The 22,710-nt window shown below is 35.3% G+C and carries 18 protein-coding genes and 2 tRNA genes; 13 read left to right on the top strand and 7 right to left on the bottom strand.

Features of this window, described 5'->3' with window-relative positions; translation table 11 throughout:
- Positions 1 to 164: 164 nt before the first annotated feature.
- The 5 genes from C3L50_RS10665 to C3L50_RS10645 form a co-directional block, all read right to left on the bottom strand.
- Positions 165 to 1,079 carry an N-acetylmuramoyl-L-alanine amidase gene (locus tag C3L50_RS10665; RefSeq protein ID WP_103806153.1) on the bottom strand — a complete coding sequence of 305 codons (915 nt, stop codon included), beginning with the start codon at positions 1,077 to 1,079 and terminating at the stop codon, positions 165 to 167.
- A gap of 32 nt (positions 1,080 to 1,111) precedes the next feature.
- Positions 1,112 to 1,588 carry a hypothetical protein gene (locus tag C3L50_RS10660; protein ID WP_103806152.1) on the bottom strand — a complete coding sequence of 159 codons (477 nt, stop codon included), beginning with the start codon at positions 1,586 to 1,588 and terminating at the stop codon, positions 1,112 to 1,114.
- 24 nt (positions 1,589 to 1,612) lie between these two features.
- Positions 1,613 to 2,914 carry a 30S ribosomal protein S12 methylthiotransferase RimO gene (gene rimO / locus C3L50_RS10655; protein WP_103806151.1) on the bottom strand — a complete coding sequence of 434 codons (1,302 nt, stop codon included), beginning with the start codon at positions 2,912 to 2,914 and terminating at the stop codon, positions 1,613 to 1,615.
- A 149-nt stretch (positions 2,915 to 3,063) separates the two neighbouring features.
- Positions 3,064 to 4,566, bottom strand: coding sequence for an OmpP1/FadL family transporter (locus tag C3L50_RS10650; protein ID WP_103806150.1), 1,503 nt, complete (start codon positions 4,564 to 4,566; stop codon positions 3,064 to 3,066).
- A 45-nt stretch (positions 4,567 to 4,611) separates the two neighbouring features.
- Positions 4,612 to 5,541, bottom strand: a complete 930-nt coding sequence (locus C3L50_RS10645) for a hypothetical protein (RefSeq protein ID WP_103806215.1) — start codon at positions 5,539 to 5,541, stop codon at positions 4,612 to 4,614.
- Positions 5,542 to 5,641: 100 nt separating this feature from the next.
- On the opposite strand from C3L50_RS10645, the gene proS reads away from it, so the two are divergent.
- The 7 genes from proS to C3L50_RS10610 all read left to right on the top strand — a co-directional run bounded on the left by proS (position 5,642) and on the right by C3L50_RS10610 (position 10,788).
- Positions 5,642 to 7,120 (top strand): proline--tRNA ligase, encoded by a 1,479-nt coding sequence (gene proS / locus C3L50_RS10640; RefSeq protein ID WP_103806149.1) that lies wholly within the window; start codon positions 5,642 to 5,644, stop codon positions 7,118 to 7,120.
- Positions 7,121 to 7,197: 77 nt separating this feature from the next.
- Positions 7,198 to 7,269: transfer RNA gene (locus C3L50_RS10635), tRNA-Glu, on the top strand.
- Positions 7,270 to 7,314: 45 nt separating this feature from the next.
- Positions 7,315 to 7,386 (top strand) — tRNA-Glu (locus tag C3L50_RS10630).
- A 147-nt stretch (positions 7,387 to 7,533) separates the two neighbouring features.
- Positions 7,534 to 7,785, top strand: a complete 252-nt coding sequence (gene rpsT / locus C3L50_RS10625; RefSeq protein ID WP_103806148.1) for a 30S ribosomal protein S20 — start codon at positions 7,534 to 7,536, stop codon at positions 7,783 to 7,785.
- Between the two features lie 160 nt (positions 7,786 to 7,945).
- Complete coding sequence (locus C3L50_RS10620) at positions 7,946 to 8,809, top strand: hydroxymethylglutaryl-CoA lyase (RefSeq protein ID WP_103806147.1); 864 nt, start codon at positions 7,946 to 7,948, stop codon at positions 8,807 to 8,809.
- A gap of 12 nt (positions 8,810 to 8,821) precedes the next feature.
- Positions 8,822 to 9,403 carry a hypothetical protein gene (locus tag C3L50_RS10615; protein WP_243400372.1) on the top strand — a complete coding sequence of 194 codons (582 nt, stop codon included), beginning with the start codon at positions 8,822 to 8,824 and terminating at the stop codon, positions 9,401 to 9,403.
- Positions 9,400 to 10,788, top strand: a complete 1,389-nt coding sequence (locus C3L50_RS10610) for a DUF5723 family protein (protein ID WP_103806146.1) — start codon at positions 9,400 to 9,402, stop codon at positions 10,786 to 10,788. Before C3L50_RS10615 ends, C3L50_RS10610 begins: the two co-directional genes overlap by 4 nt.
- A 7-nt stretch (positions 10,789 to 10,795) precedes the next feature.
- On the opposite strand, the gene C3L50_RS10605 is transcribed toward C3L50_RS10610, so the two are convergent.
- Positions 10,796 to 13,297 carry a cation-translocating P-type ATPase gene (locus C3L50_RS10605; protein WP_103806145.1) on the bottom strand — a complete coding sequence of 834 codons (2,502 nt, stop codon included), beginning with the start codon at positions 13,295 to 13,297 and terminating at the stop codon, positions 10,796 to 10,798.
- A 166-nt stretch (positions 13,298 to 13,463) separates the two neighbouring features.
- Between C3L50_RS10605 and guaB the strand changes: the two genes are divergently transcribed.
- The 6 genes from guaB to C3L50_RS10575 all read left to right on the top strand — a co-directional run bounded on the left by guaB (position 13,464) and on the right by C3L50_RS10575 (position 20,343).
- Positions 13,464 to 14,936, top strand: a complete 1,473-nt coding sequence (gene guaB / locus C3L50_RS10600; RefSeq protein WP_103806144.1) for an IMP dehydrogenase — start codon at positions 13,464 to 13,466, stop codon at positions 14,934 to 14,936.
- A 189-nt stretch (positions 14,937 to 15,125) separates the two neighbouring features.
- Complete coding sequence (locus C3L50_RS10595; RefSeq protein WP_103806143.1) at positions 15,126 to 15,590, top strand: (2Fe-2S)-binding protein; 465 nt, start codon at positions 15,126 to 15,128, stop codon at positions 15,588 to 15,590.
- Positions 15,591 to 15,601: 11 nt separating this feature from the next.
- Positions 15,602 to 17,692 carry a xanthine dehydrogenase family protein molybdopterin-binding subunit gene (locus C3L50_RS10590; protein WP_207764323.1) on the top strand — a complete coding sequence of 697 codons (2,091 nt, stop codon included), beginning with the start codon at positions 15,602 to 15,604 and terminating at the stop codon, positions 17,690 to 17,692.
- Positions 17,693 to 17,923: 231 nt separating this feature from the next.
- The gene (locus C3L50_RS10585; RefSeq protein ID WP_243400371.1) at positions 17,924 to 18,511 is read left to right on the top strand and encodes a hypothetical protein; all 588 of its coding nucleotides are present in this window, start codon (positions 17,924 to 17,926) and stop codon (positions 18,509 to 18,511) included.
- A 191-nt stretch (positions 18,512 to 18,702) separates the two neighbouring features.
- Positions 18,703 to 19,710: an XdhC family protein gene (locus C3L50_RS10580; protein ID WP_103806140.1), complete on the top strand. Its 1,008-nt coding sequence runs from the start codon at positions 18,703 to 18,705 to the stop codon at positions 19,708 to 19,710.
- Positions 19,711 to 19,728: 18 nt separating this feature from the next.
- Entirely contained in the window at positions 19,729 to 20,343 is a 615-nt protein-coding gene (locus tag C3L50_RS10575; RefSeq protein ID WP_103806139.1) for a nucleotidyltransferase family protein, read from the top strand.
- Positions 20,344 to 20,365: 22 nt separating this feature from the next.
- On the opposite strand, the gene C3L50_RS10570 is transcribed toward C3L50_RS10575, so the two are convergent.
- Positions 20,366 to 22,606, bottom strand: a complete 2,241-nt coding sequence (locus C3L50_RS10570) for a cation:proton antiporter domain-containing protein (RefSeq protein WP_103806213.1) — start codon at positions 22,604 to 22,606, stop codon at positions 20,366 to 20,368.
- Positions 22,607 to 22,710 lie beyond the last annotated feature (104 nt).

Below are 22,710 nucleotides of genomic sequence, written 5' to 3'. Positions count from 1 at the left end.
GCCCAAAGTAGATGATGTACAGACTATTTTGATGTTTATTCCAATCACTTTTATAAGATAATTTAATTAGTTCGATTGAATTTGTCAGTGCTAGCAAGTCGTTTGTCTCTGCAATAAGATCAAATTAAAAAGCGGGCTCTGAAGTAATTCAAAGCCCGCTTTAATTATTGTTTTTTGTAAATATTGTATATTGTATTAATTGTTTTTTCGTCTAAAACACTATCAACTTCTGTTTGAATGTAATGAAGTTTGAAAGCTGAAATTGCTGCTGCTAAATTTTTTGTATTGTAACCAATTATTCTTAATGCTAATTCAGCATTGAAATTAGCTGGTGCTGGTTCTAAAATTTCATCTGGCCAAATACCAAATCCATTTGAAGCTAGAAGTTTCCATGGGAAATACTTACTAGGATCAACTTTTCGGCTTGGCGCAATATCAGAATGACCTAATATGTTTTGAGTTGGAATATTGTAATCCTTTTTGAGTTTTGTAAGCAATGCCAAAAGACTAATAATTTGTTTGTCTGAAAACGGCTCAGTTCCATTATTGTCTAATTCAATTCCGATAGATGCTGAATTGATATCGGTATTTTTCCCCCAAATGGCATTTCCTCCATGCCAAGCGCGAAGATAATCGTTCACCATTTGAACCACTCTTCCGTCATCGGCAACAACATAATGGGCGCTTACTTGAGGTTTTGTGGTTGTAAAGGTCTTTAATGTTTGAGCCAAAGAATCTTGTGCAGTATGATGGATAATAATGAAATTAGGTTTTCTTAGATTAAAATTTACGGTGCTTATCCATTCTGTACTAATGCCGTTGTTCAATGCAACAGGAGTTTTTATAGATAGTGTATCTTTGTAAAGAGACAAAGGGTCTATAACTGCTTCAGTATTGGGTAGAATTGTAGTGCTGCTAGTTTCTAATTTGGCCGCTTCTGTGTTAGAAATAGTTTTTTTATAATCGTGAAGCTGTTCTTTGTATGATTTGTTACTAGCTTTATAAGGGTTAGAAGAGCAAGAAGTAATAATTATTGCTAGAGTCAGAAGATAGAAAGTATTTAGTGTTATTTGTTTCATTCCGTTTGTTTGTCTATTGGTTTTGAAATGTATTATTTCTTTTTATCTTTTGATTTTGATTTTTTGGGTTGTTTTTGTTCTTCTTTAAAAGCGAGATATTTTTCTTTTTGATCTTTATTCAAAAAACCGTTGATTTTTCTATCGGTGGTTTCCGTTAGAGCTTTATATTCATTTATTAAATCCTCTTGGGGTAAATTTAATTTTGTAATTCTGCCTTGTGCATTTACACTTTCAATCAAAACATTTGTTATAGCGATGGTTTGCAGCTCATCAAGTGCTAAAGCAGGTTTCATATCCTCCATGTATTTGGCGACAATTACTTCTGCGGGAACTTCTTTTGGTTTTTCGGGTTGACTATTTTGATTCATACCTCCCATTTGACTCATTCCATTTCCATAGCCATAACCATTTCCGTAACCATTACCATAGCCATTTCCATATTGGGCTGATATCGTGTTTATAGAAAAGAGAATAATGATAGCTGCAATAATTTTTTTTGTACTTTTCATGTCTTGAGTATTAATGATGTAAATTTAAACAGGTTCTGCGAATAAATCAAATTCAGTGGCGTCAATAATTTTTACCATTACAAAATCACCTGTTTTGACATAATGCTTTGAAGCGTCAATAAGTACTTCGTTATCAACATCTGGACTGTCAAATTCTGTTCGTCCCACAAAGTGCTCGCCTTCTTTTCTATCAATAATACAACGGAAGGTTTTTCCGATTTTTTCTTGGTTCAAATCCCAAGAAATTTGAGATTGCAATTCCATTATTTCATTTGCACGATCTTGTTTTACATCTTCAGGAACATCATCGACTAATTCGAATGCGCTTGTGTTTTCTTCGTGCGAATAAGCAAAACAGCCCAAACGTTCAAATTTCATTTCTTGTACCCAGTCTCTCAAAATTTCGAAATCTTCTTGAGTTTCTCCAGGATAACCTACAATTAGTGTTGTTCTGATGGTCATTCCAGGAACGGCCTCCCGAAATTCTTTCAATAATTGAGTTGTTTTTTCTTTCGTAGTTCCACGTTTCATCGATTTCAAAATAGAATCCGAAATGTGTTGTAACGGAATGTCTAAATAATTACAAATCTTAGGTTCGCGTTTCATAATTTCCAAAACATCCATCGGGAAACCAGTTGGGAAGGCATAATGCAGACGAATCCATTCGATGCCTTCTACTTTTACCAAAGCTTCTAATAATTCTCCAAGATTGCGTTTTTTGTAAATATCTAACCCGTAGTAAGTCAAATCTTGCGCAATAAGAATCAATTCTTTTACACCATTTTTTGCCAAACCTTCGGCTTCTTTAACTAATTTTTCGATGGTTTGCGAAACGTGTTTTCCTCTCATTAATGGAATCGCACAAAAACTACATGGTCGGTCACAACCTTCGGCAATTTTTAGGTATGCATAATTTTTTGGAGTTGTTGTCAAACGTTCTCCTAGCAATTCGTGTTTGTAGTCTGCTCCTAAAGCTTTTAATAAAGCAGGTAATTCTGTTGTGCCAAAAAACTGATCTACATTTGGAATTTCTTTTTCTAAATCTGGACGGTATCGTTCTGATAAGCATCCTGTTACGAATACTTTGTCAACAATTCCACGTTCTTTTTTATCAGCATATTCCAAAATCATATTTACAGATTCGGCTTTAGCATTATCTATAAATCCGCAGGTGTTGATAACTACAATGTTGCCTTCTTCTTCGTGAACGACATCTTTTCCGCTAGCTTTTAATTGTCCCATTAAGACTTCGCTATCATATACATTTTTTGAACACCCAAGAGTGATCACGTTGATTTTATTTTTTTTTAACGACTTGGTTCTCATAGATTTATATTTCCGATAATTTAGAAGTTGGCAAAATTACGATTTTTATTTTTAGGAGCATAACTCTTTGTATAGTAATGGTTTTATAAAAACAAAAAACCACTTCAAAAATGAAATGGTTTTCTATTCGAAAATTTTTATAAAAAGGGTTACATTTCAAATAATAAAGTCATTGTGAAATTATTGTTTGTAGTATTGATTTTAGCTGAATCCGTAAATCCTTGATTAAAGAAAGGTTGTTGCGTATTTCTTTGTGCATTTGTGTATGAAAGGTCTAATTTAAACATTCCAAAGTCATAACCTAATCCACCAGAAAAGGAGTTTAAATCGCCAATAGTTGCGCCGTTTTTATAAGGACTTTCTTCAAAACGATATCCACCTCTAAGACTCCATTGATTGATTTTGTACTCGGCTCCAAGTCTTAATTCGCCTGAAGATTTTAGAGTATTTTTCATTTCATTATTCAAACCGCTATAATAATAATCATATTCAGGTTCGAATTTAGTATTTCCATAATTTTTTAAAGAATAATCAAGGCTTATTAAACCTTTTTTTCCAAAGACATAGGCAAAACTTCCCGTAAATTTACTTGGAGTGGTCAATTTATAAGGATCATAATAATTAATTATATTCGGATCAACAACATCAGGAGGTAACTGATTTACGGTATTGGCACTTATAGCGACTAGCTTTTGTGAAAACTCATCACTTAATTTATACCAAATAGGGGAATCATAGGCTAATCCTAAACGAATCTCATCGGTCACTTTTGCTATGGCTCCAATTTGAAATGAAAATCCAGTTCCGAAGGTGTGCAAATTATTGTCAAAACGCAAATTGGTTACGGTATAGTCTGTGTTTAATGGATTGTTGTTGGATTCATAAAAACTGCTTGTGCGAACATAATCGGTAAAATGTGAATTTAAATTTGCTCCTATATAAAACTTGTTTTCATTGGAAGTGGATATATTGAAGGATAATTTTCCATTATATCCGCTAGAATAAATGCTGTTTTCTTGATAATAATTTCCTCCAGGAGTCACATTTGATGTATAGTTAGTATTATTCGGAACATCGATTAAAGGGTTGATTACATAGGCTTGATAACCTAAAAATGCTTGTTGACCACCATTGTCTAATTCTCCATAATAGGAATCTTGTAATACGTTTAATGGTACACCATTTGCATAACTAAGAAAATAATTTGCTACGCTACGTGTTGGATTTACTCCAGCCGAAAAGACTGAGTTGTCAAAATTATTTGTGTTTTCATAGTTTATGGCAAATGCAAATTTTTTCCAATGGCTAGATGAGTTTTGATTTTTAAAAACAAACACCCCTCCTGTTTGATTCATATCAAAAGAACTATCAGAAGCTGAAGTTTTTGTTCCAAAATAATCAGAATCATTCTTTTTGTTAAAAGAGCTTAATGAAATCGAAAGCTGATTATTCGAAAAAATGGCTGAACCTGCTGGATTGACATTTAGCGAAGATAAGTCTCCACCAAGCGCTCCAAATGCACCTCCCATTGCTCTAAAACGAGCTGTTCCACTTAGATTATCCTGCGAAAAACGAAGCGCATCTTGAATTTCTTGCGATTGAGCTAGGTTGAAACTGAAGCCAAAAAATATAAGGAATAAGATTTTTTTCATCTTTTGTATAATTAAAAGTTATGTTTAATTGCTGAGCGAAGTAGGTTATCTTCTTCCGCCACCGCCACCACCGCTGTATCCTCCACCGCCACCACCAGATGATCTTCCGCTGCTACTACTTCCGCCGCCGCTGTAGTTACTATTTGATGATGATCTTGAATTACTACTACTATTGTTGTAGTTGCTATTGCTGTAGTTACTATTGTTTGTGCTATTGGTGCTTGTGTTGTTATAAGTTCTTGTGTTAGAATAGTTTTGACCTCTAGTATTGCTAGATGTTGTGTTGGTGCTAGTTCTTGAATTAGATGAGTTGCTTTGTGAATAGTCGGCAGTCATAAATGAGGAACTGTTTCTAGTAGCACTATTGGTAGCACTTCTTCTTGTATTAGAATATCCGTTTGTGTTGCTTTGGTTTTGAGAATATCTATTGTTATTAGGATTTACATCATAAGCATATGATGAACCTCTTCGGCTTGAATTATAAGAATAATTGTTGTTATATCCATAGCCATAACTTGGATAACCCCAACCATATCCTGGGTAGCCCCAACCATATCCGGGATAACCCCAGTCATAATAAGGATAGCCCCAACCATAATAAGGATAACCCCAACCATAATATGGGTAACCATATCCGTATCCGTAATAAGGATATCCAAAGCCAAAACCTATAGACCAATTCCATGGGTCGTCATTTACATTATATACATTTACAATGTTTGTTTCTGTGTAACCCTGTTTTGGAATTTTAATGGTATCTGTAGAAACACTACTTTCGTCTTGCAAGGTTTTGAAATAGTTTTTATACTGTACACTTGAAACCGTTTGAGTCTCTCTTGGTGAATTTCCGTATATTCCATCGGTGTTATAATAGGAACTATTTTGATAAGATCCACAAGATGATATTAAAACACTTAAAAATCCAAATAATGGATAAAGTGTTGCATTTTTAAAGGAAAAAATATTTGTTTTCATATCAATAGGATTTTTATTGTTGCACATTACAAAAATACTTAGTTTTGTCGAACTATTTAGTTAAAATTATTAAAACAAAATTTGTGCCAAACTATTCAATATGAGCAAGAACCTTACAACACGAGAAGAAGATTATTCAAAATGGTATAACGAGCTAGTTGTAAAAGCCGATTTAGCCGAAAATTCAGGAGTTAGAGGATGTATGGTTATCAAGCCTTACGGCTATGCCATTTGGGAAAAAATGCAAGCAGAATTGGATCGAATGTTCAAAGAAACGGGCCATCAAAATGCCTATTTTCCTTTGTTTGTTCCTAAAAGTATGTTTGAAGCAGAAGAGAAAAATGCCGAAGGTTTTGCAAAAGAATGTGCCATCGTGACTCATTATAGATTAAAAAATGATCCTGAGAATTCAGGCAAGTTGATTGTTGATCCTAATGCAAAATTAGAAGAGGAATTAATCGTTCGTCCTACAAGTGAAGCTATAATTTGGTCAACCTATAAAGGATGGATTCAGTCTTATAGAGACTTGCCTTTATTAATAAACCAATGGGCAAATGTGGTACGATGGGAAATGAGAACAAGATTGTTTCTTAGAACAGCAGAGTTTTTGTGGCAAGAAGGTCATACAGCTCACGCTACAAAAGCCGAAGCTCTTGAAGAATCTGAAAAAATGATGAATGTATATGCAGATTTTGCCGAGAATTTCATGGCAATTCCTGTAATAAAAGGCTTGAAAACCGAAACAGAACGTTTTGCAGGTGCCGAAGAAACGTATTGCATAGAAGCTTTAATGCAAGACGGTAAAGCATTGCAAGCTGGAACTTCGCACTTTTTAGGGCAAAATTTTGCCAAAGCCTTTGATGTGAAGTTTGCTAACGCCGAAGGAAAACAAGAACATGTTTGGGGAACTTCTTGGGGAGTTTCAACCCGATTGATGGGAGCCTTAGTAATGACGCATTCTGATGACAAAGGATTGATTTTGCCTCCTAGTTTAGCGCCAATACAAGTGGTGATTGTTCCTATTTATAAAAATGACGAACAATTAGAAGCGATTTCAAATGAAGTGGATGTTTTAGTGAAAGCATTCAAAAAATTGAATATATCTGTTAAATATGACAATAGAACAACCCAAAAACCTGGATTCAAATTTGCCGAATGGGAATTAAAAGGGGTGCCAGTTCGAATTGCAGTAGGGCCAAAAGATCTCGAAAACGGAACTTTTGAAGTAGCTAGAAGGGATATTTTGACTAAAGAAGTAGTTTCAAAAGAGGGAGTCGTGACTTATATTAGCGATTTGTTAGCTCAAATTCAAAAAGATTTATTCCAAAAAGCATTAGATTATAGAAATACTCATATTACAGAAGTAAATTGCTTTGAAGAGTTTAAAACAGTTTTGAATGGAGAAGGAGGCTTTGTATCAGCACATTGGGATGGTACGGCAGAGACCGAAGAAAAGATTAAAGAATTGACAAAAGCAACCATAAGATGTATCCCTTTGGATAGAGTAGAAGAGTCGGGAAGATGCGTGTTTACTGGTAATGCGTCATCTGGAAGAGTCTTGTTTGCTAAGGCTTATTAAAAAAATATAAAAAAATATACATCAACTATTGTGCGAACAGAAAATAGTTGTATTTTTGCATCCGCAATAACAAAGTAGGTCCGTTCGTCTATCGGTTAGGACGCCAGGTTTTCATCCTGGTAAGGGGGGTTCGATTCCCCCACGGACTACAAAACTCTTTTGGAGTATAAATTAATACCGCCTGGGAAGGCAATGGTCCGTTCGTCTATCGGTTAGGACGCCAGGTTTTCATCCTGGTAAGGGGGGTTCGATTCCCCCACGGACTACAATTAGTTGTAAATAAGTTTTATAAAATAAAGATAAGTGTCTCTTATTTTAATTTTATTAGTTAAAACTGAAGTGATTGAGAAATCAATTGTGGGAGGTTTTTCTTTTTTAACTGATAGTTTATAACAATTAAAAATTAAGAAAAAATGGCAAATCACAAGTCAGCTTTAAAAAGAATTAGAAGCAACGAGAAAAAAAGAGTATTAAACAGATATCAACACAAGACTACTCGTAATGCAATCAAAGCATTAAGATTATCTACTGACAAAGCAGATGCTGCATCTAAATTGTCTAGTGTTATTTCTATGATCGATAAATTAGCTAAAAAGAATATCATTCACGATAACAAAGCTTCTAATTTGAAATCAAAATTAACGAAACATGTAGCTAAATTGTAATATTTGCAATTAGTTAATATATAGAAAGCCCCGATTAGTTCGGGGCTTTTTTTATGAAAATATAATGCTTCTATTCTGAAAATTGAGATTATTGTAGCATTCAAAAAATTAATGAAAAACGATTTCCTGAAATCTGATTTTGCCTTATCTTTGGATTTCTATGGAAACAATAAAAATCATCGAATGTCCAAGAGATGCTATGCAAGGCATAAAAGCATTTATTCCTACGGATCGAAAAGTGGCTTACATTCAATCGTTGCTCCGAGTGGGTTTTGATACCATAGATTTTGGAAGTTTTGTTTCGCCCAAAGCCATTCCGCAAATGCAAGATACTGCCGAGGTTTTGGCACGATTAGATTTATCCCAAACAGAAAGTAAATTATTGGCCATCATTGCCAATACTCAAGGAGCAATTACCGCTTCTCAGCACCAACCAATTCAATATTTGGGGTTTCCATTCTCGATTTCAGAGAATTTTCAAATGCGGAATACACACAAAACCATTGCTGAATCATTAGTAACCTTAGAAGAAATTTTAGATATTGCGGATAAGACCAATAAAGAAGTTGTTGCCTATCTTTCGATGGGATTTGGTAATCCTTATGGCGATCCATGGAATTTGGAAATCGTAAGTGAATGGACTGAAAAGTTAGCTACTATGGGGGTAAAAATTCTTTCGCTTTCCGATACTGTTGGCAGCTCAACACCAGAAGCCATCCAATATTTATTTTCACATTTAATCCCGAAATATACGACTATTGAATTTGGAGCTCATTTGCACACCACGCCCGACAAATGGTTTGAAAAAATGGATGCTGCTTATAATTCGGGTTGCCGTCGTTTTGACGGTGCTATCCAAGGTTTTGGAGGTTGCCCGATGGCAAGAGATGTTTTAACGGGTAATATGCCTACTGAGAAATTGTTGTCTTATTGTAATTCCAAAAAAGCCAACACCAATTTAAGCGCTATGAGCTTTGAAAGTGCTTATAATGAAGCTACAAAAATATTCAAGACCTATCATTGAAAATAATAAAAAATGAATATTTTTGTTGAAAATGTAATTTACAAATACATTACTATTATGAATAAATTTTTAAGAATAACTTTCTTATCTGTTTTTTTCTTATCCTGTTCAAGCGATTTAGATTTTGAGCAAGTTAATGATTTGAAATTAGAACCCATTGCAGTAGCAAATTTGGCTGCTTTTGATATTAAGGCTAATCAATTTGTTGTTGGTGGAGTAGAGCAATCTCTGGTTGGAGATGTGATGGATTTTGATGTTTTTAGCGATGTTGATTTTTCTAAAAATTTAAGTAGAGTTGATCTGTTTTTTGAATTTAATAACACTATAAATAGAGCTTATAATGTTAACTTTTATTTGCTTGATGATAATAATAGTAAGCTTTATACTATCCCGTTTTTTGTACCTGCTAATAGTGGTTCGCCAATTGTAATATCAAAGACAGAAATATTTGAGAACACCAAACTAGACATATTAATAAAGACTAAAAAAGTGGCATTTGTTATTACGATGTTACCTGGAACGCCGCTTACTGATGCTAGTGTGGGGAATTTGAAAATGCGTTCAAGTGCTACAATTTACTTTTTGGGGCAATGAGAAAAATCAGCTTATTTATTATATTAATTTCTATGAGTTGTTTTTCGCAAAACAAGCAACTTTTATATAATTTTACTTCTGTGCCTCAATCTATGTTGACAAATCCGGGTTCGGATGTGAATTACAATTGGTTTGTTGGTATTCCTTTGTTGTCTGGATTTTCTGCAAATGTGGGTTCAAGCAGTTTTTCAGTTTATGATTTGTTTGCTAATAATGGAGTTGATTTTAATACCAAGTTAAGAAATGTTGTGTTTTCAACTTCAAGGAATGATAAGGTTACTTTGAATGAGCAACTAGAAGTTTTTAGTGGTGGTTTTAAATTGGGTGATTGGCAGGAGAGCTCTTATTTCTCCTTCGGAATGTATCAAGAAATGGACGTTTTGACTTATATGCCCAAAGATTATGCTATTCTAGCCTTAGACGGAAACAAAGATTATTTGGGTAAAGTTTTTGACATGGGCGATTTGAATGCAAGAGGCGAATTACTTTCGGTTTTTCATCTGGGTTATCATAAAAAAGTAAACGAGAATTTAATTTTAGGCGTTCGCGGAAAGATATATTCCAGTATTTTTAATGTATCTTCTACTAAAAATTCAGGCTATTTTTATACCATTCAAGGAACAAATAATGTTTACGACCAGGTTATCTCAGCTAATGGATTAGTAAACACTTCAGGTTTGACCAATTATCTCGAAAATTATTCAGGAAATGCTCAAAGTGATATTATGAAAAAAACGCTGCTGGGAGGAAATCTAGGTTTGGGTTTAGATTTAGGATTTACTTATTATCCCAAAGAAAATCTTCAATTTACGGCAAGTTTAATAGATATTGGTTTTATAAAACACACTAAAGAAATCGAAAGTTATCGCTATAAAGGATATTATAATTACGTAGGTTTAACTCCAGATTTTGTGCTTGGCAATTCAAATGATATCTTAGATGAATTTAATGACGCCATTCCATTAGATACTTTGCATACTAAGTATACTACTTGGCGACCGCTGAAATTCAATTCTTCGATTCAATATTCTTTTGGAGATGGTAGAAGTTCGGATTGCAATTGTTCAGGTGGAAATAAAATTAAGTATGCCAATTCTGTTGGAGCCCAATTGTTTGCTATGACAACGCCTAGAACGCCTCTTATGGCTTTGACTGCTTATTATAGAAGACAAATTTTCGAGTCATTAGAAATGAAAGCTACTTATACGGTTGATTCATTTTCAGCCAAAAATATTGGCTTAGGATTGTCAACAACCATCGGGAAAGTCAATTTTTATATCCTTGCCGACAATCTTTTAGAATACAAAGACATTAGCAAAGCACGTAGTTTGGGATTTCAAATGGGATTGAATATTATTTTTCCTGATAAAAATACATTCGATTAAATCTTGATTATTCTCGAATGCTACGCTTGAATATTTTATAGATTTCTAACCACATTACCGATACAAATCCAACCAAAATACTCAAGCCTATTTGCCCAATTGATAGCGCTTCAAACATAAAGAATTCAGAAAAAAATGGGACTACCAACAATAAACTTGTAATACTAATTGTAGCTCCAATGATTACTAAAACCAAGTTGTTTTTGTATCGAATGGTTGTAAATATCGAATAATAAAAGGAGCGATTGGCTAATGTTAAGAATACATTCGAAGCAATTAAAGTCAGAAAAACAAAAGTTCTAGTCACGCTTTCTGAAGCATTTTCTTGAACACAGTGTTGATAGACAAATAAAAGTCCCAAAGTGATTGCAAGTCCTTGAATAATACTAATCGTTATTTCCTTTAGATTAAAAAATGTATTGGTTAGCGGACGTGGTTTTTCAAGCATCAAATTAGATTCCATTGGTTCATTTTCATAAATTATAGAACAAGTTGGCCCCATAATTATTTCCAGAAAAATAATGTGTACTGGCGAGAAAATATTGGGATAAATCCATCCTAAAACCAATGGGATGAACACAATCAGTACAATAGGAATGTGAATAGAAATGATGTATTGTATGGCTTTTTTAAGGTTAATGTAGATTTTTCGACCCATTGCAATAGCGTCAGTCATTTTTGACAAATCATCATCAATCAAGATGAGATTGGCGGCTTGTTTGGCAATTTCAGTACCTTTTTTACCCATAGCAATCCCAATATGAGCTGATTTTAAGGCTGGACCGTCGTTTACACCATCGCCGGTCATGGCTACAATTTGATTATTTTCTTTTAATGCTTGAATGATTTTTAGTTTGGCTTCGGGAAACATCCTGGTAAAAATCGTAGTTTCCATAACTTTTTCCTTCAAAGAAGCTTCGTTAATTGTCATTAATTCATCGCCATTTAGTGTGTTTTCGGGATTTTTAAATCCAATTTGTTTGGCAATAGTTGAAGTAGTTGTAGCATTGTCACCGGTGACAATTTTCACCTGAATTCCAGCTTTATAAAAAGTGTCGAAAACTTTTTTGATGTTGGCTTTTGGAGGATCGTAAAAAGCAACCAATCCTTTAAATTCGAATGCAAATTCCTGTTGCGTTTTTGGAAATTCTTTGCCTGAATAGAGAGAAACACCAACTGCTAACACTCTAAAACCTTCCTTCGACATCGCTTCATTTGCTTCATTGATTCTTTGTATTTGGTCTTTCGAAAGGTTAGAGCAGGCTATCAATGCTTCTGTAGCTCCTTTGGCTGCAATAATTCTATTTCCCGTTTTATTTTCAAAAATATGAGTCATCATTGGCGGCTTGCCACTCAAAGGATATTCGTGTATTAATTTATAATGAGGTCTTTCGTCATTTAGTGTCGATTTTGAATAACTTTCGTGTAGCGCTATTTCCATCCCATCAAACGGAATTGGTTCGCTAGCCCACATCGACAGACTTATTAGTTCTTGTTCGGCTTCGTTATAGTGTTCTTTTGTTGTTATTAATTGATTGGTTGAAAAGAGGTATAATTGAGCCAAACTCATTTTGTTTTCAGTTATAGTTCCTGTTTTATCGGTGCAAATTACTGTGGCACTTCCAAGGGTTTCAACTGTTTTGGTGTGTTTTACTATGATTCCCATTTTCATTAATCTCCAAGCTCCCAAAGCCATAAAAGTCGAAAATGCAACTGGAATTTCCTCTGGAATTATGCTCATCGCTAGAGTAAGAGCTTTTAGTAAACTGTCTAAAAGAACTCTAGAATTATAGAAATTTATTGCCCAAACAATGCCGAAAATTACTAAGCCAATAATTGACATTTTCTTTACAAAATTTGCGATTTGTAGTTGCAATGGCGTTTTTTCTTCAGAGATTGATTCAAGGCTTTTGCCGATTTTTCCCAGTTGAGTTTGATTGCCAATGGCAGTAACTTTGCAAATTGCCAAACCACTGGATACAATCGTTCCTTGAAAAACGGTATTCATTTCGGCTTTTTCATTTTTAAAAACAGCCAAAGATTCACCTGTAAGAATGGATTCATTTACCGAAAAATCATTCGAATAAATGATAAAACCATCAGCAGGAATAAAAGTACCTTCTTCGGTTTGAATGCAATCGCCCAAGACAATTTCTTCACTTGGAATTTCGATGATTTCTCCGTTTCTGATGACTTTACTTTTGGGTTGGGTTAATTTTTTTAGTTCTTCAATGGCATTTCTGCTTTTCGATTCTTGATACAGTGAAATGGTTGAAACCAAAATAATAGCAACGGTCATAAAAATTCCATCGGCAAAATCACCCATTATAAAATAAATACTCGTGGCGACCAAAAGCAGCAAAAACATAGGTTCTTTAATCATTTCGATTAGAGAAGTGATAAAATGGTTTTTAACCTGATGGTCTAATGAATTGAAACCGTTTTTTTCTCGGGATTGAGTAACTTCTGCGTCAGAAAGTCCTCTTAATGAATAGTTTGATGGTGCCATGGTGTGTTTTTCAAAAATCTTTTTAAGATTTATAAAAGAAAATATTCAAAATAGGCTTAAAAATAGTATTGTACTGCAATTTACAACATTTATAGCAAATGAATGATGTTTGTTTCCTTAAGATTGTCTATATTTGCACGCAATTTAACTACAACTTCAAATTGCAATGATAGCACATAATTCAAAAATTGTCGGTGAAGGTTTAACTTACGATGATGTATTGCTGGTTCCAAATTACTCTAATGTACTTCCTCGCGAAGTAAGTATTAAATCAAAATTTTCTAGAAATATTACGCTTAATGTTCCAATTGTATCTGCAGCTATGGATACCGTTACGGAAAGTGATATGGCAATTGCTATGGCACAAGAAGGAGGAATTGGAGTTTTGCACAAGAATATGACTATCGAACAACAAGCTACTAAAGTTCGTAAAGTAAAACGTGCCGAATCGGGAATGATTATCGATCCTGTTACTTTGCCTTTGACATCTAATGTTGCTGATGCTAAAGCAGCTATGAAAGAATATGGTATTGGTGGTATTCCAATTGTTGATGAGAATAGAATCCTAAAAGGAATTGTAACCAATAGAGATTTGCGTTTCGAAAAAAATAACGCAAGACCTATCATCGAAATAATGACCAGTGAAAACTTGGTAACTGTTGCCGAAGGAACTTCACTTCAAGAAGCTGAAGTAGTTTTGCAAGGGTATAAAATTGAAAAACTTCCTGTAATAAATGCTAAAAATGAGTTGGTTGGTTTAATCACGTTTAGAGATATTACTAAATTAACTCAAAAACCTAACGCCAATAAAGATAAATTTGGTCGTTTGAGAGTAGCAGCCGCTTTGGGTGTTACTGCCGATGCTGTCGAAAGAGCTACAGCTTTAGTAAACGCAGGAGTGGATGCCGTAATTATCGATACTGCTCACGGACATACAAAAGGTGTGGTAGATGTATTGAAGGCCGTGAAAGCCAAATTCCCAGAATTAGATGTAATTGTTGGAAATATCGCTACTGCCGAAGCTGCTAAATATTTAGTAGAAAATGGTGCCGATGGTGTGAAAGTAGGAATTGGACCTGGTTCTATTTGTACTACAAGAATCGTTGCTGGTGTTGGTTTTCCACAATTTTCTGCTGTTCTTGAAGTAGCTGCTGCTATAAAAGGAACAGGAGTTCCAGTTATTGCTGATGGTGGAATTCGTTACACTGGAGATATTCCTAAAGCGATTGCTGCCGGTGCTGATTGCGTAATGTTGGGTTCACTTTTAGCAGGAACAATGGAATCTCCAGGAGAAACCATCATTTTCGAAGGAAGAAAATTCAAGTCTTACCGAGGAATGGGTTCTGTTGAGGCGATGCAAGAAGGATCTAAAGACCGTTATTTTCAGGACGTTGAGGATGATGTTAAGAAATTAGTTCCAGAAGGAATCGTAGGCCGAGTGCCTTATAAAGGTGAATTGAACGAAAGTATGCAACAATTCATTGGCGGTCTTCGTGCTGGAATGGGATATTGCGGCTCTAAAGATATTGCTACTTTACAAGATACTGGACGCTTTGTTCGTATTACTTCTAGCGGAATTACCGAAAGTCATCCACATAATGTTACGATTACCAAAGAAGCCCCGAATTATTCGAGATAAAAATAGTATATCCTTAAAATAAAAAAGGTGCAAGATTTAGTTCTTGCACCTTTTTTGATTATTGTAATGTAATGTTATTTCTGCAAATTTATTAATTTGCGAATAATGAGGTAAAATGATAATAATTGGTTAATTTTAGCAATGTTTTTTTTATTATCAATAAAAAATAAATTTTTAAAATAGTACAATATGGCAAAATACTCTCTTTCTATCAACGGTAAAATAATGTCGGTGGAAGCTGATGACGATACCCCTTTATTATGGGTTCTCCGAGATAATCTAAATTTGGTAGGCACTAAATTCGGATGTGGTGTGGCACAATGTGGCGCATGTACCGTAGATCTCGATGGTGAGGCTTTACGTTCTTGTGTTTTACCCGTTTCTGCAGTAGGTAAAAGAAAAGTTGTTACCATAGAAGGACTTAGTGAAGATGGCGATCACCCACTTCAAAAGGCTTGGGAAGAACTAGATGTTTCGCAATGTGGCTATTGTCAATCGGGACAATTAATGGCTGCTTCTACTTTGCTTAAAAGCACTCCAGACCCTACTGATCAGCAAATAGACGAGGCAATGACAAATATCTGCCGTTGTGGTACACAAGTAAGGATTCGCAAAGCTATTCATTTAGCAGCTAAAAAATTAAATACTAAATAGTTATGGATTTTATGAATTCTCGTAGAAATTTTTTAAAAGTTTCCGCCCTAACAGGTGGTGGAATACTTTTCGGTTTGGTATTTCCCAGCTTTGAGACAAATGATGCTTCTACCGCTTTAGCTGATTATATGCCCAATATTTATATCAAGATAAAACCTGACGGCAAGATTGTGTTGATGGCTCCTAACCCAGAAATCGGACAAGGAGTAAAAACTTCACTTCCAATTATAATTGCCGAAGAATTGGGTGTAGATTGGAAGAAAATAGAAGTAGAGTTGGCGCCTTTGGACAATAGGTATGGAAGGCAGACAGCAGGTGGTAGCGGCGCTATTAGAGGGCGATATGCAGATTTACGTAAAATGGGTGCAGCTGCTCGTGAAATGTTTGTAAATGCTGCTGCCCAAATATGGAGTGTGTCAGCAGCAGATTGTATCGCCGATGATGGAATGGTTATTCATAAAAGTTCTGAAAAAAAATTGAGCTATGGAGAATTAGCTTCAAAAGCAGTCACAATGCAAATACCAGCCAATCCCACTTTAAAAGACCCAAAAGATTTTAAATACATAGGCACACGAATTACCGATGTTGATGTTCACAGTATAGTTACTGGCAAGCCCCTCTTTGGGATAGATACCCGTAGAAAAGGAATGTTGTTTGCCATGATAGCTCGCTCCCCAGCTTATGGAAAAACATTGGGCAATGTAGATGATACTAAGGCTCGGAAAGTAAATGGCGTTAAAAATGTCATTAAACTCAAAAATTCGGTAGCTGTTTTAGCTACATCTACTTGGGCAGCAAAAAAAGGACGTGATGCTTTGGTTATTCAATGGAACACTACCGGAAAACTGGAGAATTCATCAGACCATTTTGCTGGTTTTAAAGAAATTTTAGAAAAGGGACCAACCACCGTAGGCAGAAATGATGGAGATGTAGAAATTGCAAAACAAAAAGCAACAAAAGTACTTGATGTATATTATGAAATACCTACCCTTTCACATTGCCAAATGGAACCACTCAATTTTTTTGCTGATGTGAGAGATGGAAAAGTAGAATTGTATGGGCCGACCCAAGTTCCAGACCAATTAAGGAATGATGTAGCTGAAAAATTAGGTATCAACAAAGATAATATCACAGTAGGAGTGCCAAGGCAAGGTGGCGGTTTTGGTCGCAAGCTTATGACAGATAATGGTGTAGAAGCCGCTTTGGTTTCAGCAGCCGCCCAAAGCCCTGTTCAGGTTCAGTGGACTCGTGAAGATGATATGCAAAATGATTTCTATCGACCAGCCGAAATGTACCGTTATCGAGCAGCACTTACGGCAAACGAACTTTTGGCATGGCATCAGTCGGCCGTAGGGATTGGCCGTGGTATTAGGGGTGATAGTTATGTGGCAGGCGCTATGGTAAATTATCGTTCAGATAGTCAAGGATTTAATAGCAACACTCCTACGGGTTGGTGGCGTGCTCCAGGTGCTTGTACAATGGCTTATGTAGCTGAAAGTTTTTTTGACGAAATATGCCTGGAATTAAAAAAAGACCCTGTGGCATTTCGTTTGGATTTCTTCAAAAAAGCAAAAGACGCACCAGTAGGACGAGTAGGTTATGACCCAACCAAGTATAAGGCTGTGGTAGAACTGGTGGCTAAAATGAGCAATTGGGGTACAACGCCTGATGGGGTTTATAGAGGCTTTGCCACATGGTTTTCTTTTGGATCGTATGCCGCCCAAGTGGTTGAAGTAAAATTGGAAGATGGAAAACCAAGAGTCACAAAAGTATATTGTGCAGTTTATTGCGGTAGGGTTATCAACCTAAGTGGTGCCGAAAATCAAATTCAGGGTGCTATTGTAGATGGTATCAACCACGCCATGTTTCCAAAAGTTACTTTTGTCGATGGAGCTGTACAAGAAACCAATTTCAATACTTACAACTTTCTCCGCATGTATGATGCTCCTTTGGACATTGAAGTGAAATTTGTAGAATCTGATGAAGCCCCAACAGGCTTGGGTGAGCCAGCTTTGCCACCTATAGCTGCTGCCTTGGGTAATGCTATTTTTGCTGCTACTGGTAAGCGACTTCGCAGGTTGCCATTTGCAGGTCAGCTTTGAGAATTGATTAGTTTACTCAAAAGAAAAGCACATTTTATTGCCTAATTATCCTTTTCATATTTTTATTCAAATTATTGAAGGATTATCTGAAAACAACGATTACCCAGCACAAAATCAGGCAGGGAATTGATATACCACTATGTGGTTATAGCCATTAATGGAAGAAAATAATAAAATTTAAATTCTCAAAACACACACACGACCATGTCGACAAAAACTAAATTTATATTGGTGGGTCTAACATTCATTTCTGCCTTTGGATTAGCATTCTCTGTTTCGCTACATCGGCCAACAGAAAAGGATTACATAAGCATTAGTCCGTTAAAAAATGACAGTATAGCCTCTGTGGAGGCTTTCAAACAGGTTTATAAAGTACTTATGAGTCCGCGCTGTGTTAATTGTCATCCAAAAGGCGATATTCCGCTTCAGGGAGACAATAGTGTTATTCATAGTATGCAGCCTAAAAGAGGAAAAGATGGAAAGGGTTTGTATGCAATGAAATGTGCAAATTGTCATCAGCAATCAAATAGTCCGGGATTGAATGCACCTCCGGGAAATCCAAATTGGCATTTACCATCCGCCGACATGAAAATGGTGTTTGAAGGGAAAACGGCTCACGAGTTGGCCAAGCAATTGCTTAACCCAGAACTTAACGGACATAAAGACATAAAAATGCTTATTGCCCATGCAGATGATGGTTTAGTAAAAGCTGGATGGAATCCGGGCGAAGGAAGAACTGTTCCACCTTTGACTTATGCTCAATTTAAAAAAGCCTGGATCACTTGGTTGCAAACAGGTGCTTATGCGCCTGCTCAATAAAATTGTTTTAACGATTATCCGATAACAAAAAGTAATACGGATGATAATTATCGAAATGAAATTTTATAAAACATACGGGATTAGCAGGTACAGCACTTTGCATTTTAGTTTAAACAAATGTTTTTGAAAAGAAGCAGCCAATTTAATCCATAAATATTGAAGGTGAAATTATTTTGAAAAGTGATTAAAATATGATGCACGAATTATTGAAATTAAAAGAATCGTACATTTTAGCCCAAGCTATGGGATTAAAAAGCGTTATGGCAACTGTTGTTGACATTGAAGGTTCATCATATAGAAGGCCGGGAGTTCGAATGCTAATATTTGAAAATGATACAATGGTGGGAGCGGTTAGCGGAGGCTGTGTTGAAAATGAAATCCTTAAACAATCCCAGTCGGTATTATTGGATAATAAGGCAAAAATTATGGTTTATGACGGCAGATATCGTCTGGGCTGTGAGGGTGTTTTGTATATTCTTTTGGAACCTTTTTTTCCTGATGCAGCAGTTTGGGACGCCTTTGAAAATACTTTGCAGCAGAGACAATCATTAAAAATTGAATCTTTCTATACAAAGACGGCAGGGAGTCATTCTGGTTTAGGTTCCGTGTTTCATTTTGAAGGAAATCAGTTTACGTTTTCAAATACTCAATTGGATAAATCCTTGCCTAATTTTATACAATTGCTCAAACCTCGTTTTCATTTAATTATTATTGGATCAGAGCATGATGCAGTTCAATTATGTCATTTTGCCTCTTTAACGGGTTGGGAAGTGACCGTTGTGGCATCTGCAAAAGATTACAAAACCAAAGCTAATTTTCCTAGTGCAACAAGGCTTGTCCATTTATCAGCTGAAGAAATAAATACTCTTTCCATAGATATGGATACTGCAGTAGTTTTAATGACACATAGTTATGTAAACGATTTGAAGTTTCTTGTTGGATTAAAAAATAAGCAGCCTGCTTACCTTGGATTACTTGGTCCTGTCAAGAGAAGAAATCTATTGTTAAACGAATTTTTTGAATACACGGAATCTTTTAACGAAGGATTGTTGGAAGTAACTTATGGCCCTTCAGGCATTAGTATAGGAGCAGAAACTCCTCAGGAAATAGCCATTAGTATTATTGCCGAAATACTTTCAGTTATACGAAAAAAGGAACTAATGTCTTTAAAATACAAGAATAGTGCTATCCATTCCTAAAACTTAAATTCAAAGATCATGAATAAAATTGCTGTAGTTGTTTTAGCAGCTGGCAATGCCAAAAGATTAGGAAGATCAAAACAGTTATTGCCTTGGGGTAATTCAACTTTATTAGAACATATTGTAAAAAATGTTTTGACAATTGATGCCTATAAATTCTTTGTTGTTTTGGGAGCCTACAGCAATGAAATTATAGAAAAAACAAATTTATCAGAAGCAACCCTACTGATTAACAGCAAATGGCAGCAGGGATTGGGAAGCTCTATAGCATCTGCAATTACAGAAATAGACAACAAATATTCAGAACTAAGTGCTGTATTGTTGGTATTAGCAGATCAACCTTTTATCAGTAGTGTTCATTTGAATGCAATGATTAAACTTCATTTAAAAGAGAAAGAATCGATTATTATTACTAAAAAAGAAAATTACAAAGGCGTACCAGTTTTATTCCCAAAAAAATTCTTCGGGGAACTTATGTCGTTATCCAATGATGAAGGTGCGAAACAGATTGTCAATAGGAATAAGAATTGTGTCAAAGAGATTGTCAGTCAGGACAATATAGCCGATATAGATACTTTTGAAGCGTATGAAACTTTACATAAAATTTTTAATAATCTGGTCAAAAATGGTTGATTGCATAAAGTTTGTTTTATTCTTAATCGTGAGCCAAATCTGCTAATAGTTTTTTATCACCTACAATCCATAAGATATCGTCTCTTTCCAAAATCACATCCGATTCAGGGTTTAAGGTTCTATTTCCTCGTTTTTCGATGCCCACAATCAATCCTTTTGTTTTTTCTCTTAATTTAGAATCTTTAATGCTTTTCCCCAAGAAAGTGTGATTTTTCAATTCAATTTGGCGTAAAACAATATCTGGTTCCTTGATTTCAGGAGAAACATCGGTTTCGTGTTGGTCTAAATATTTTTTAAATTCCTGCACCTGTTTGTCTGTTCCAATAACGCAAACTTCGTCTCCAGGAAAAATACGTTCGTTTGCTTGGGGAATATGAATCGTGATTTCGCCTCTTTTGATAGAAACAATATTCACGCCCAATTGTTCTCGAATTTGTAAATTTTTTAAAGTTTCACCAGCAATATTCGATTCCGTAACAATATCAAATACAGCCATGTGCCCATCCCAAGGAGTTAAATCGCTTCGACTTCTTTTGGCTTTATCGATTTCTCTTCCATTTAAATTGGCTAGAAAGTGATTCTCAATTTTGTGATATTGGATGTGGAGCTTTTTTTGAAAAATCAAATAAATTACAATGGCAAACACCAAGGCAATCCAAGTAATTCTTTGGGAGAAAAAGGTATTTAATAAAAGTCCAATAAAGAAAATAGATAATAAAATCCGAATGAAAAACAGCATCGTTAGTGGACCGCGAGATTTGCGGTCTAGCATTAATTGCTCGACTTCTGCGGTGGCAACTCTTCGGAAAGCTAGTGCCCATAAGAACGGAGATACCATTCCCAATGTTATCAAGGCTCCAAGTGCATTTCCTATATGATAATCCTCAACCAAAGGCAATATAAATCGAGAAGAAATCAGAATAATTCCAAGAATGATTACTACAAGTACAATAACCTGAATTAGGAACGCATTGATTACCGTTTGCCATAAACTAACGGTTTTTATGGCTTGAGTACTCGCCGAATAACGTTCAATTCGTTTCGTCCATTTTCGAGGTAATTTATGCTCCAAATTTTCCGAAAAAGGAAGAGAGTACTTAATCATAAACGGCGTCGTAAATACTGTAACGGCCGAAACCGCCACTACAATTGGATATAAAAAAGAATTCGTAACTTTCAATGTTACTCCTAAAGTGGCGATGATAAAAGAAAACTCCCCAATTTGTGATAAACTCATCCCTGTTCTGATAGAATCTTTCAAGGGTTGTCCTGATAATAAAGCGCCAAAAGTTGAACTAATGGCTTGCCCAAAAATAGTAACAAACGAAAGGATAATTACTGGAATGGCGTGTTCGTACAAAACCTCAGGTGCAATTAACATTCCAACAGATACAAAGAATACAGCTCCAAATAAATCTTTTACGGGCTTTACTAAATGTTCAATGTGTTCGGCTTGAGTGGTTTCGGCAATGATGGAACCCATTATAAAAGCGCCTAAAGCTGGTGAAAAACCGACATTAGCAGCCAATCCAACCATCGTTAGACATAAGGCTATCGATAGAATAAGTAGCATTTCATCTGTCAATAAATTTTTGGTTTTTTTGAGGACAGTTGGAATGATAAAAATACCTCCCAAAAACCAAATGACAAGAAAAAACATAAGTTTCAAAACCGACATTAATAAGTCAACTCCAGAAAATTGATTACTCACCGCAATTGTTGATAATAGAACCATCATCAAAATGGCAAGAATGTCTTGAACGATTAGCGAACCAATAACGATTCCAGCAAATTTTTGAGTTTTTACGCCTAATTCATCAAAGGATTTTAAAATAATTGTGGTAGAAGAAATGGAAATGATTACACCCAAAAAAATACTATCCATTTTGGACCAATCCATCCATTGTCCAACAGAATAACCCAAAACACACATGGCAATAATTTGTGTGCCCGCAGTGATAGAGGCAGTTCCGCCCACTTTCATTAATTTTTTGAAACTAAATTCTAATCCCAAACTGAACAATAGGAAGATAACTCCAATTTCCGCCCAAACTTCTACACTTTTGATTTCTTTTACCGATGGAAAAAAATCAAAATGGTTTCCTGCCAAAAAACCAGCAATCAAATAGCCTAAAACTAATGGTTGTTTTAATTTTTTAAATATCAAAACGGCTATTCCAGCAGTCATAAGAATCAGTCCTAAATCGCTGATTAGAGGTTCTAAATGTTGTGCAACTTCGGTTACTTTTTCTGTTGGAGTCATAGGATTGTACTTATTTCTCTGTTGATTTTTGGTAAGATACAAAAAAACTTTTTTCAAAAGTTAATCTTTTTAAAAAAGCATTTTAGTTTCTATTTTAAATAAAA

Origin of the sequence: Flavobacterium alvei, from assembly GCF_002920895.1 — a bacterium.
Lineage (GTDB): Bacteria > Bacteroidota > Bacteroidia > Flavobacteriales > Flavobacteriaceae > Flavobacterium > Flavobacterium alvei.
This window is presented reverse-complemented; position numbering and strand designations above follow the sequence as displayed.